The sequence below is a fragment of the Eubacteriales bacterium mix99 genome (genome assembly GCA_038396605.1).
Taxonomy (GTDB): Bacteria; Bacillota; Clostridia; order Caldicoprobacterales; family DTU083; genus UBA4874.
The window spans coordinates 1,676,003-1,689,277 of record CP121690.1 but is presented as its reverse complement, the minus strand read 5'-3'; the positions used below and the strand labels follow the sequence as shown (position 1 = coordinate 1,689,277).

The 13,275-nt window shown below is 46.5% G+C and carries 13 protein-coding genes; 3 read left to right on the top strand and 10 right to left on the bottom strand.

All coding sequences use genetic code 11. From position 1 onward, the window contains the following. Window positions 1-102: 102 nt before the first annotated feature. Window positions 103-261, bottom strand: coding sequence for a hypothetical protein (locus QBE55_07335; protein ID WZL77397.1), 159 nt, complete (start codon window positions 259-261; stop codon window positions 103-105). 432 nt (window positions 262-693) lie between these two features. Between QBE55_07335 and QBE55_07330 the strand changes: the two genes are divergently transcribed. Together QBE55_07330 and QBE55_07325 are read left to right on the top strand one after the other, a co-directional pair. Next, entirely contained in the window at window positions 694-2,040 is a 1,347-nt protein-coding gene (locus QBE55_07330) for a citrate/2-methylcitrate synthase (protein WZL79887.1), read from the top strand. Between the two features lie 69 nt (window positions 2,041-2,109). Next, a complete protein-coding gene (locus tag QBE55_07325) occupies window positions 2,110-2,658 on the top strand; it encodes a flavin reductase family protein (protein ID WZL77396.1) in 549 nt (182 codons plus the stop codon). Here the strand turns inward: QBE55_07325 and QBE55_07320 are convergent. Beyond that, a complete protein-coding gene (locus tag QBE55_07320) occupies window positions 2,655-3,500 on the bottom strand; it encodes a YihY/virulence factor BrkB family protein (protein ID WZL77395.1) in 846 nt (281 codons plus the stop codon). The genes QBE55_07325 and QBE55_07320 overlap by 4 nt on opposite strands. Before the next feature lie 168 nt (window positions 3,501-3,668). Between QBE55_07320 and QBE55_07315 the strand changes: the two genes are divergently transcribed. Beyond that, entirely contained in the window at window positions 3,669-3,935 is a 267-nt protein-coding gene (locus tag QBE55_07315; GenBank protein ID WZL77394.1) for a hypothetical protein, read from the top strand. A gap of 42 nt (window positions 3,936-3,977) precedes the next feature. Here the strand turns inward: QBE55_07315 and QBE55_07310 are convergent, their stop codons facing one another. The 8 genes from QBE55_07310 to QBE55_07275 form a co-directional block, all read right to left on the bottom strand. Continuing rightward, entirely contained in the window at window positions 3,978-5,006 is a 1,029-nt protein-coding gene (locus tag QBE55_07310; GenBank protein WZL77393.1) for an exo-alpha-sialidase, read from the bottom strand. Between the two features lie 89 nt (window positions 5,007-5,095). Continuing rightward, a complete protein-coding gene (locus tag QBE55_07305; protein ID WZL77392.1) occupies window positions 5,096-6,502 on the bottom strand; it encodes a sialidase family protein in 1,407 nt (468 codons plus the stop codon). A gap of 66 nt (window positions 6,503-6,568) precedes the next feature. After that, window positions 6,569-7,330: an IclR family transcriptional regulator gene (locus tag QBE55_07300; protein ID WZL77391.1), complete on the bottom strand. Its 762-nt coding sequence runs from the start codon at window positions 7,328-7,330 to the stop codon at window positions 6,569-6,571. Between the two features lie 36 nt (window positions 7,331-7,366). Further along, window positions 7,367-8,317 (bottom strand): dihydrodipicolinate synthase family protein, encoded by a 951-nt coding sequence (locus tag QBE55_07295; GenBank protein WZL77390.1) that lies wholly within the window; start codon window positions 8,315-8,317, stop codon window positions 7,367-7,369. After that, entirely contained in the window at window positions 8,310-9,590 is a 1,281-nt protein-coding gene (locus QBE55_07290; protein WZL77389.1) for an FAD-dependent oxidoreductase, read from the bottom strand. Before QBE55_07290 ends, QBE55_07295 begins: the two co-directional genes overlap by 8 nt. Before the next feature lie 66 nt (window positions 9,591-9,656). After that, window positions 9,657-11,237, bottom strand: a complete 1,581-nt coding sequence (locus QBE55_07285) for an extracellular solute-binding protein (GenBank protein ID WZL77388.1) — start codon at window positions 11,235-11,237, stop codon at window positions 9,657-9,659. 153 nt (window positions 11,238-11,390) lie between these two features. Beyond that, window positions 11,391-12,251 carry a carbohydrate ABC transporter permease gene (locus tag QBE55_07280; GenBank protein WZL77387.1) on the bottom strand — a complete coding sequence of 287 codons (861 nt, stop codon included), beginning with the start codon at window positions 12,249-12,251 and terminating at the stop codon, window positions 11,391-11,393. Further along, entirely contained in the window at window positions 12,245-13,213 is a 969-nt protein-coding gene (locus QBE55_07275) for an ABC transporter permease subunit (protein WZL77386.1), read from the bottom strand. Before QBE55_07275 ends, QBE55_07280 begins: the two co-directional genes overlap by 7 nt. Window positions 13,214-13,275 lie beyond the last annotated feature (62 nt).

Below are 13,275 nucleotides of genomic sequence, written 5' to 3'. Positions count from 1 at the left end.
TCAATCTGCGCGCCCGAAATGAAAATCTGACAATGACAAAGGCTCACCGGCATGCTGCCTTTTGTACAAAAGGCCAAAGCAGTGCGCCGACAAGCCTTTATGTCAGAATAGTAACCAGCTCAAAAAACCGAACTGCACCAGATAATACAGCAACAGTGCAATCACGCCCAGTGTCAATACAAATTTCAATACCTTGAACGCAATCCTGAGGATAAAGAATATAGCTACCATTGCAATAATAATGGCCAATATATCCATCATATCTTAAACCCCCTGTCCTTCTGTATCTTCAATCCCTCCCTTATTATTTTATCATATCGACATAAATTTGCTACTGATTTTGCCAAACTTAAAATAATCTTAAGTGATCAACAGGAAACCAATCAGGAATTGTGCGGAAACCGCTGAAACCTGAAGCAGCTGAAACCATATCAAAAGACAGTGAATGCAAGCAGAGAAGCATGGGATAATCCACAAAGGCAAAAGCAAAAATCAAGATAAATGAAATATACAATTCAAAATCCTTCATTATAAAAGTTTACTTGCAGAAAGCGGAAAGAAGTTGTACAATGGTTCTTAAGTTATAAATGGCATGAGTTTAACAAAAAACCCAAAAACATTAACGTATTTTTTAAAATGCCAGTTCAAAGGGGATAGGATGAAATGAATAATCATGATGGGAATAATGCAAACATGGAAAGGGATCAGTTTGTCGCCAGGCTCTCGGAATTTGCTGCGGACAATAACAAAATCGATCCCTTTCTCTTTGATTATTTTGGTGTCAAAAGGGGCCTTCGCAACAATGATGGTACCGGAGTCCTGGTTGGGCTGACCCAGATCGGGGATGTCCACGGCTATATCATGGATGAAGGCCGGAAGGTGCCCGTTGAAGGCCGCCTTCGTTACCGAGGCATCAACGTGGAGGATATCATAAACGGATGCCGGACGGATGGACGTTTTGGCTTTGAAGAAGTATGCTTCCTGCTGCTCTTCGGAAAACTTCCCAACCAGTATGAGCTGAATACCTTCCGGCATATTCTGAACGAAAGAAGGGCTCTGCCCGACGGCTTCGTGGAGGATGTCATTCTCAAGGGAACCGGCAGCAACATTATGAATAAACTGACCCGGTGCATTCTTGCCTGCTATTCCTATGAGAATGATCCGGACAACTTGTCCATCAGCCGGGTGCTGTGCAGATGCATTGACCTGATTGCCAGAATGCCGGCTTTCGTAGCTTATTCCTATATGGCAAAACGCCATTACCTGGATAACAAGAGCCTTTACATCCATAATCCCAAGGACGGTCAGAGCACGGCAGAGTGTTTCCTCCATATGGTGCGGCCGGACAGCCAGTATACCAGACTGGAAGCGGAGACCCTGGATCTTGCCCTGATCCTGCACGCAGAGCACGGCGGCGGCAACAATTCCACGTTCGTCACCCGAGTAGTCACTTCCACGGGGACCGATACCTATTCTGCCATAGCTGCGGGAGTCGGTTCCCTGAAAGGGCCCAGACACGGCGGCGCCAACGCCAGGGTCATGGAAATGATCCATGATATCCAAAGCCATGTTTCAAACTGGGAAAATGAATCCGCCGTCCGGGATTATCTGATTAAAATACTGGACAGGAAAGCGTTTGACCACACCGGTCTGATATATGGAATGGGACATGCGGTTTATACCCTTTCGGATCCCAGGGCCGTCTTGCTGAAAAACAAGGCAAAGGAACTGGCAAAAATAAAACACATGGAAAGTGAGTTTGCGCTATATGATACAATAGAGAGGATCACACCGGAGCTGTTTGCGGAGAGAAAGGGAAAAGAGAAGACATTGTGCGCCAATGTGGACTTCTATTCCGGCTTCGTTTACAAGATGCTTGGAATCCCTGCGGATCTTTATACCCCGATATTTGCCATTGCCAGGATGCCGGGCTGGTGTGCCCACTCCATGGAGGAGTTGATCAGCGGTGGAAAAATCATTCGTCCCGCCTACCGTACACTGATACAAATTAAGGATTACAAGCCGCTGAAGGAAAGATAATTGGACCATTTCAAGACAAACCAGACAAATTAAGAGCTAAAACGAGTTAAAATGAAGAGGAGGAATTGTATGACGGATCATTCCCAGCCAAACAGGAAAGCAAGAAATGAGATCAGCAGGAAGGATGTTTCCTACGAACAATATCTGAAGAACGTCAATCATTCCCTGACCCACGGCGGTGTCTTCCTTACGACAAAGGGAGAGAAAGCCAACAGTATGGTGATTGGATGGGGCGGCATCGTATATTTCTGGAACAAGCCAATCTTTCTGGCACCCGTCCGCGCCTCCCGCTATACCTATCCGGTTCTGGATTCCACCGGATACTTTACGGTCAGCATCCCCCTGGAACGGGATTTGAAAAAGGAACTCGCCTTCTGCGGAAGCAAATCCGGAAGGGACTGTGACAAACTGAGGGAATGCGGGCTGACGCCGGTTCCCGGAAAAGCCGTTCCGGTGCCGGTCATAGGGGAATGCAGTCTGCACTATGAGTGCCGGGTTGTTTACAAACAGACGATGGATCCCGCCTTACTGGATCCGGAAACCAATGAAAAATGGTATCCGGATTATCACACCATGTTCTATGGCGAGATCCTGGCATGCTATACCACAGGAGTTTAAGTTCGATTTTTCAGCCGGGGACCGGATTTCCCTGTCCGGTCCCTACGGTTGAAAATCAGGATGGCATTGACTTCACCGCCGAGAATGATCAGCTGGGCACTGATAAACAGCCAGATCAACAGGGCAATGATTCCGCCAAGGTTTCCGTAGACAAGGGTTGGATCCCAGAATTGGTTCACATAAAAAGTAAATATCAGGGAAACAAGCAGCCACCCTACCGTTGTAAAGACAGCACCCGGCAGGGCATTTCGCCATCTTATCCTCTTACAGGGACTGTATCGGAACAAAAGGGTAAAAACGCCAATCATAATCAGAACAGCCGACATATACCGTATGACATCCCATCCCTTCCAGTACTCCCACCTCATTCCGGCACAGACCAGCAATTCACCGATCTGCTCCCCAAATATCAGGAGAATAAAGTAAAAAACGACCAATAATGTAACCAGAACAGTAAAAACAATCGAGAGAGGGACAGAAATCCAGAATGGCATCCTGTCATCCCTGCACAACGCCTTGTTGATTCCGCGCATAATCGCGCGCATGCCACTGGAGGACGCCCAGAGCATAGCCACAAACCCAAAGGACAACAGCTGCATATTCCGGGTTTTTACTACCTGCTCCACATTTTCCCGAAGTACCTGATAGGATATCGACGGCAGGAGATTGGCCAGTGGATCCAGAATATCAGCATCGGATACCGGCAAATAGCCGATAATCGTAATCAGGAAAATCAAAAAAGGGAAAAAAGCCAGTAAAAAATAATAGGCCATCTGTGCGCTGTAGGCCGGCACCTCATCATCCACATATCTCCGGAACAACATTTTTATAAAACGCAGCAATCGGATTCTCCCCACTCCTTCCGCATTTTATTTTACAGCAGGTCTTCTTCTCAGCTGCTTCAAAATTTTTCACATCTCCATCTTATCTATAATTATTGAATCACCTGTGTTTAATATGCCCGTTTTTTGTTATAATGGTACCGAATCAAAAAAACAAAGGGTGAGGAAATGTTTCGTATATGGGGAAAGATACGAAAAGACAACAAAACAGTCCGGGATATCGTCGTAACCAGCGAAGAGCCCGGACTGTCCAATGAAGAAAGGCTTCAGGAATGCATCCGGAAAATCTGCTATGAATTTGACCTGCAAAGGCCTATGTGGCTGCCCAACAATCAAAGGGACTATGACAAATATCAACGGGTGGAACTGATACAGGACAACTTCATTGAAGTCATAGATTTCGACTTCCTGGAACTGGAGCTAATTGATGAGTAAAAACTGTTATCCCGAAATTGTCCTGAAGTCATCCTGGTCCTGTCACAGGAACGAAATGGGAATTATCCAAAGAACAATCCTTTCCCGTTTCCAGGTATAGGTCACGAGGATTTCATCCTCATCGGCAATGATTGCGGGATAGGAGTATTCTCCTTCCTCCTCTTCCAGCGTCCATACCTGCTTCCAGGTTACACCGTTATCCCGGGACATGCTCAGGATAAGAGGCGTCCTGGCGCCATGGTTCCGGCCTACCGGATTATATGCCAGGATCAGTCTGCCGTCCGACAGTTTTACAACATCAATTCCACTGTTGTTATTCGGCAGAACAGTCGGATACGCAGGGCACCATGTTTTTCCGCTGTCCGTCGAATCGCTGCGAAAAATCCGTCCCTCCGTGCTCCTCAGCAGCATATGCACCATTCCGGGAGCGGATTCCCAAAGCGTAGGCTGTATAACCCCTTTCCCGTGAAAAACATATTCCGAACCCGAAAAATCTGCAGAATCCGATCCGGCTGCCTTCCCTCTCTGCTCTGGCTTTTGATGAACAATTGGAACCATTGCGCTTTTGATCCACGTTTTCCCCTGATCCCTGGAAATATCCACAAAGGCATCCCAGGATTCCCCCTCTGTCGAAGCAGGGGCCAGCCATGTACCATCCTTCAGCTTTATGAGCTTATTCCGGACCGGACCCCGGCCGCCCCGGTCCCCTTCCACCAGGGGCCTGGGACTGGACCAGAAATATCCGTCCTCAGAAGTCATAAAGCGGGTATGCCATTGCGAAATATGATGCCCGACCTTATAATACAGGATAATCCGACCATTTTGTCCCATAAACAGGACTGGATTCCAATGCGGCAAACCGGGCTCATCCGCAAGCTTTTCCGGGTAGTACCAGCCATCTTCCGTGCGCCTGGTATACCAAATCGCCACATCCTCCGCACCTTCTTTTGAGCCTCCGAACCAGGCGACAAGAATCTCTCCGTTGCTCCGCCTCAATACGGTGGACGCATGACAGCTTCGAAAGGGCCGATCATTCAAAAAGATAAATTCCCTGATAGGTTCGATAATCATTTTTTTCCTCCCTCCTAAATTCTTCTGTGGAATATTACCTGAATTTCCGCAGATACGTAGAAACAGATATTTTTACTTATGTTAAGATCTCATGTATACTTCCTAAAATTCTCTATCACATGAAAAGTAATATAGTTCGCATCATGAAAGTTTCCTGATCCGTTCATGGATGTCCTGGAAACATAAAGAATATCCTTTTCATCGATCAGGAAGGTAATATACTGAAATCCCACTTTCCCCGGATCCTCCTCCCGATAATCCATCAGAATTCTGACCGTCTTCCAGTGATACAAATCCTGAGAGGCCTGCAAAGCCAACACATTTCGCTGTCCGGGAGTGGACGGATCCACACAAATATTCCCAATGGCAAAATAACAATTGCTCACAGAATCAAATAAGATATAGGATTTACTGTTGCTCCCGCCAGGCATATCAATAAAACGGTGAAAGACAGGCCGGCTTTCCGGATGCTCCGGGTTCGCTTCCAATAAAACTGCGACGCCATAACCCGGATCGCATGCAGTAAGGCCAATGCGCAGAAGATCCAGCAGTCTGCCATCTTTGCCAATCACCATATTCCCCTCCAGGAGACCGGTACTCCTGCCCCTGGGGGCCCCGGGCCAGGAAGGATCGTATGCCGTCAAATCCGAACAGGTCCAGTTCGGGCTGTCCAGAAGATCTGCATCTTCCGGTACAGAAATCACGCCGATGGCATGACCGCCTTCCTTCCATGCGCCATAATCCACCGACGCAAACAACCGGCCGTCTTTTATGACCATTGGAAGAGGTGCACGTCCCCAGCCGGCAGACAGGGAAGAACCGCTGCCGGAAAATAAACGGGCCGGTTGGGACCAGGTATCCCCGTCATCATCGGAAACTCCTATCAGAATATCTCCGTATTCCGTGGAACACCCCAGCATATACAGCCTGTTTCGGTGTACAAACAGCGTACCCCAGTAGCATGGGAAAAGATCCGTCACATAGTACCAGGTTTTTCCCCGATCATCGGACCGAAACAGCAAGGTCAGATTCTGGGGAGCGCCGGAAGCAAAAAGATCCATGGAAACCAAAAGGGATCCCGAAGGCAGTTTCACGATGGACGGACTGCACAGGGCACGACCGGAAAAGGCATATAATCTGTCTTCCGGATGCAGATAGTTTATGACCTGTCCCGGTACCGAGCCGGTCCTTGCCAATCGGATGGCGCTGGATTTCCATGATTTGTCCTTTCTCTCAATACAAAGTTCGTAGTTCCTACCTTTTTCCAATCCGTCGATGCACAGCCTTGCCTCATCCACAGACTTTGTGCACCAGGGACGATCCCTTCCCTTCTCCCTCCACTTTAAAATATGAGGCCCTGGGCAACCCTTGTCAAACCATTCCAGCTCAATTGCGCTCTCATTTGGCGCAAGGCGGCAGATAAATGGCAAGTTTGCCTCTGCCATCTTATGGGCTGGTCTGTATGGATGATATTCCCAGCCTGTATTTCCTCTCATTTCCCCAACCTTCCTTGTCTGGCCCACCTGCCCGGAACCCTGCGATAATGATTTGGCTCGTCTTCCTTAAAACTTGTAGTCCTCTTCTATCGTCCGGATATTTTCCTGTAAAAGCCCGGCAAGCAGCTCTGTTTTTTTATCATCAATGCGGGGAGACGGACCTGAAACACTTAACCCGGCATAAGCTTCTCCGGAACTGTTTTTGATCGCCATGCCCACACACCGAATACCATATTCATGCTCCATGTCATCAATGGCGTATCCCCTGGATTGAATGAGCTTCAGCTCCTCCTCCAGTTTGCTCTTTTTCGTGATCGTTTGTTCCGTAAACTTACGTACCTTATCCTTATAAACTTCATCAATCACTTTCTGCGGGGAATAGGCAAGCATCGCCTTTCCGATCGCAGTACAATACATTGGCGCCCTTTCTCCCTGCAAATTTCTGGAAGGAGCAATTCCATAGGGACAGCATGATTCAAGGTACACCACTTCCGTTCCGTTGGGCACAGCGAGATACACATTTTCACGGGAAGAATCCGCTATCCTCTGCATGTGAGGCAAAGCAATGCGCTGAATGGACATATGCGAATTAAAAACAAAACTCCGGTTCAGTATTTTGATTCCCAACCTGTACTTACTGTTTTCAGGATTCTGGGACACATACCCCAATTGCTCAAAGGTAGATAAAATATTGTATACATTGCTTTTGTATAAACCAAGCTTGCAGCTTATTTCCGTGATGCTTAATTCCGGTTGTTCCACAGTAAAACATTCCAAAACCTTCATGGCTTTATACAAGGACTTTACCTGATTTATCTTTCTCTCCATTTTATGTCACCTCACTTCCCCGTTCTCTTTCCAATTCTATAAATCCATCACCCGGGCTATGAATTTCTCCAGCGTACACAACTGCCGAACCTCTCTTCTGAAAAGAGGTGATAACTTTTCTTCGTCCACGCAGCGCGTATGCAGCGACATGGGAATGCCCATCCGGTTCATATGATATTTCGCACATACAGGGTACGCTCTGGACTCGATCAGGGATGCAATGGCCAAAAAACTCTGCAGGTCTTCCGCTCCTTCTTTGTTTGTTGCATAATTTTTACAAAGCTTTTCATACAAATGGGGATGAAAATTCGCCATAACACCGCAATATCCCGCTGCGCCGGCACGAAGTGTCGGCAGCAGCGTCTGACCATTTGCGTTAAATAATTTCATACCCGATCCCTTTAAAGTATGGATTCGTTTTATAATCAAATCCTGATCACAGCACGTATCCTTAAAAAACAAAAATCGGTCTTTTGCAGCGCACCATGATAATATCCTGTCGGAGACCAGCCTCTTCCTGGGATACGGGCATTCATACAGTCCCAACTTCACATCGGGCAGCAGCCCAATGAGTTCTTCCGCTTGTTCTATCCATTGCTGATCTGAATTTTCTTCGCCAAACCGATTTGTAATCAGCACAATGACATCCGCACCTGCATCATACATTTTATTCATCATCTCAGCCTGTCGCTTTTTATCCGTGCCCGTATGACCAGAAGCCAACACAGGAAAATTCCGAATTCCCCTGTTTCGGGCTTCTGATTTTGCATATTGCGTAACAAACTCAACCAGCTGAATTTTCTCCTCATCCGAAAGAAAGAACATTTCACTTGATTGACATACAGCAAATACGCCACTGCAGCCATTCTCCATATACCAGTCTATCATATTTGCAACTGCAGTAAAATCAATTCTGTTGTCCTCAGTAAATGGCGTAATCATCGTTGGATATACGCCGCCCGGAATATAATCCGTGCCATTAGTCATATAAGTTAACTCCCATAGTTGTCAATGCTTTTTGGACTTCCTGATAATCAAGTTCACGCGGCTTGATGCCTTTTTGTGCACAAAGGGACGCGGCTACACCGCTTGCCTGTCCGATGGCCATACAAATATTCATGACCCTGTACGAAGCCATCGCACGATGCGTTCCGGATATGCACCTGCCGGCGAGCAGCAGATGATCAATCCTTTTCGGTACCAGGCAGCGATAGGGTATATCGTACGGCGGCACCTTCCTGTCTTCCTGTTGCCCGCCTTTTGTGATATGGTGAATGTCGACAATGAACTCCGCATTATGCACCACCATATCCTCAAACTTTCTCCCTTTTTCGATATCTGCATCGTTCAGGACATAGGTACCCATGATTCGTCTGGTTTCCCGAACCCCCAAGGTGGAAGAGCTGCTGGTTACATAAGCATTTTCAAATCCTTCTATATGTCCCCGCAGAAATTCAGTGACATGATATATTTGATCCCGGAGATCACATTCCGCTTTTTCAATATCATATACATTGGTCCCGTCAATAAAGTTGGCCTGAGTGGTATTTATCATACATTCGCCATCCCGCACTCCCCTGTAGATGCGCACAAAGCTCGCTTTTTCCGGTAACAGTCCCGTTTTGGCTGCTTCCTTTCCCAGTTCCCTGAGGCTCATCCCCGGTACCTTCAAATTGTATTTTCTGCTGTCCAGCGGCGGCATGCGCTCCATATCAAGACCCGCAAGCCGGAACATCAAAGTAACAGGCTGCATCAAATGATCTTCCTTCCTGCCCTTTTCGTACTCTTCTCCTGCCAAAAAAGAAACGAACCCATCGCCGGTCGCATCCACAATACATTTCCCTGTGAGAACGCCGGGCCCATCCGGGGTCGATACGATAATCCCCCTGAGGTCGTTTGCATCCTGTACCACATCAATGACAGGGCTTTGCAGGAAAATGTCCACACCTTCCTTCTTCATCCATGCAGGAAATGCAGATTTTGCACGTTCAAAGTCCGGTGCCACCCGGGCAATGGGAAGCTTGGTACCAATCATCCGATTAACCTCACCGGCCAGAGTGCCTTCTCCGATCCGTCCCATAACAGGTCCCACATGTCCGGATGTTAAGTTGCCGCCCAGAATTCCATATCGTTCAACTATGGCAGTTTTTGCAGCATTCCTGGCACTTGCCACTGCAGCACACAGGCCGGCAGGACCGCTTCCGGCAACAATCACATCATATTCACCAAGTACCGACAATTCCCGTCCGTTATACAGCACATTATCGCCCCTTTCATTCCTGTTCCATATCTATTAATATACACCTTTATGCTTAGGATACTCAGCTTATTTTATATATTCTTTCTCCTTTAGCTGAGTTTGGGCAGCTTTCAGATATTCATCAAACTGGAAGGAGTCACTCAGCTCTTTGATAAAATCATCGTACTCGTTTATCGGACGCTTTCCATAGATAAACTTTATCATATTGTCGGAGATATAGTTGTCCATGTCCGATTTGTGCAATCCCTCCGGAAGATCCACTTCCCCGTTATAGGTATGATAACGGTCCATATGAAACCCGGTTTCAATAGCGGTTTTTGCCTCCGGAAATTTGGTTTCGCAGTACGTCAGATCATCCCGGTTACAAATCTGATAGACATATATATAATCACATTCCCTGGACATCAGTTCAGTTGGTACAACCTTTCCATCCTCGATATTGAAATGCCGCCCTTCTACTCCATAGCACAGCAAATTTAATCCTTCCCCGCTGACAGTATAGTTGAGGAGATCGAATATCCTGTCTCTCTTTACCTCATCTGATTCTATTTCCTTGCTGATTACCCAGCGTCCGGCAACGTTATCTATATCCGAAGTCCCGTTCTTATGACCGTGCGGCCCCTCAAGGCCATTAAAGCAAACCCATTCTGCTTTTGGATTCACTGCCAGCACCTGATCCATATAAATTTGCTTGTATAAGCCGGCCCAGGTATAAAAGGTCATGCCCGACATTCCCTGAATCAGTTTATCCCTGACCGAGTTGTTGTCGTCTGCAACCAAATCCGGATCGACAACTCCCCCGTCAACAAATGATTTGCACATCTCCAGGGCCGCTTTCATATCAGGCTGCAATATGGAAGCCATAACCTCGTTGTCTTTGATGATAATATCACTTTTTAAGCTGCCCCCATAGGAGTTTACGATTGCATCAAATGTATTGATGCCGGGCCCGGCAAAACCATAGGTATCCTTTTTCCCATTCCCATCCGGATCTTCAAAGGTAAACCTTTTGGCAACATCCAGAGCTTCCTCCGGTGTGGTTGGAATCTGTGCCTTTACCGCATCCAGCCAGTCCTTACGGATACTCCATATTTTGTAATTATCAATACCAGGCTTCTTTGGAACACGATACAACTCACCTTTGTATGTGTTGGGAGTTAAACTCTCCTTCCCGCCAGCCCAATCCACAACCGGCTGAATCTTATCCAGATAAGGAGTAAGACTCATCAACAGACCGCTGTCGGCATATTGCTGAAAGGATTGTTGACTTGGCACATAGAACATATCCGGTACATCACCACTGCTTATCCTGGTATTCAATGCAGTAGCATAATCGGTGCCGCCGCCCAAAATGGACATCGTCAGGTCAACATGCAATGCCTTATCCAGTTCCTGATTGATAAAATTATCTTTTTCCTCAGGCATTACGACATTATCTCCCATAACCAGGTCAATTTTTACCTTCTTCTTGGCTTCGGACGCTCCCTTGCCCCTGGAATCGGACGAGGTACTTGCTGAAACGGAATTTTCCTTCTTATCGTTTTGCTTTTTCCCTTGCCCCGATGAAGTGCAGCCCGATGCCAGACTCACCATTACACACAGGGACAGCAGCAGTCCAGCTGCCTTCTGAAAACCTGATTTCCTCAATTTTGATACCCTCCCATTTTTATATTGTGTTTTTCTTTTTACTTAAATCCTTACGAATTAAAAGCCATTTCTATTTTATTGGATTCGACGGCTTTCCTTCCCACATTCCTCTTTCACGGCGGTTTCATCCCAAAGTGCCGCCATCCCATGTACTCACCCTTTTATTGCTCCCAGCATGACGCCCTTGGTAAAATACTTTTGGATAAAAGGATACACAAGAATAATTGGAACAGTGGAGAAAATGACCGATGCCATCTGCATGGTCTGGGTGGGGACCACCGTATCAACGTTCATGTTCAGCTCCGGATTGTTGTTCAGTAATTTCCGGAGTACAACCTGCAGCGTATGCATCTTTTCATCCGATATATACATAATTGCAGGGAAATAGGTGCTCCAATGCCCTACTGCATAAAACAATCCCACTGTCATCATCACTGCCCTGGAGAGAGGAATGGCAATCTGCCACAACACCCTGAATTCACTTGCTCCATCGATCCGGGCAGATTCAAACAGATCATTCGGCAGATTTTCAAAGAAGGATTTGATTACTATCATGTTATAGGTACCAATGGCACCAGGCAATGTCATTGCCCAATAGGTGTTCATCAGTCCAAGATTCTTCACCATCAGATAGGTGGGAATGGTGCCGCCCCCGAAGAGCATGGTGAATATAACAAAATTCATAAGAACCTTTCTCCCCGGCAGATCATCCTTGCTCAAAGGATAGGCCATCAGCACCGAAAGAAACATGTTGATGGCAGTGCCCAATACGGTGATATATACGGTTACCCCCATTGCCCTGGGCAGAAGTCTTTGCTCAATGATCCTGCTATAGGCTTCCAGGTTAATAGACTTCGGAATAACAACAAAGCCTCCGTTTTTCAGAACCTCCTCAATGGGGGTCAACGATACACTGAACACATACAGCAGCGGAAAAACACTGATAAATCCTACAATAAACAAAATGACATCTACAAAGCTATCGATAACGACGTCAGACTTTCCTTTTACCATAGCGCCTTATCCCACCTTCTTGCCAACTTATTCGTAGAGAGGACCATAATCATTCCAATGACGGATTTCAACAATCCAACAGCACTGGCAAGACTGTAGTTCATTCGCTGCAGCCCTTCCTTGAAGACCCATGTATCAATGATTTCCGATACACTGTTCACCTGAGGTGTTGACAGAATGTAGATCTGATCGAACCCTGCATCCAGAATGCTTCCTACTTTCAATATCAGCTGCATAATAAATACCCCGGTTAAATTGGGTATGGTGATGTACCATATCCGCTTGATACGGCCGCATCCGTCAATAATGGCAGCTTCATACAAATTGGGGTCGATTCCTCCTATGGCTGCCAGATAGATAATCGCGCCCCAGCCGGTATCCCGCCAGATTTCAGACCCTACCAATACCGCCCGGAAATGTTCCGGCGAAGTAAGAACGGGATAGGCTTTCCCACCGGCATCTACAATCAATCGATTGATCAGCCCGGCGCTCTGGGAAAACAAGGCTATCAATATCCCGTAGATAATGACCCAGGATAAAAAGTGAGGAAGATAGGACAGCGTCTGTATCACTCTTCCAAACCATTTCTTTGAACATTCATTGATCAGCAATGCAAGCAAAAGAGAAGGAAATAGTCTAAAAAATAGCTTTAATCCACTGATGATCAAGGTGTTGCCAATCACCTGGGAAGCATAGGGACTGTTGAAGAAATACTGATAATGCTTATACCATGGATCTGCCCAGGGACTGCCAACGATCCCTTCGGTAACATTGAAATCCTTAAAGGCAATCACTACACCATACATGGGACCATATTTAAAAATAATATAATAGATCAAACACGGAAGCAGCATGACATAAAACGGCCAATACCGCTTCATACCTTTTTGAAAAGCCTGTAATTTCCCTTGTTTTTTATAGCTACTTTCATCCTTAGCTATATGTGCCACTTTTGTACTCATAATACTGTCCCACCACCTGTTTTCCAATATCATACTTACCATTCGTTCTAAAATTTTTCCTG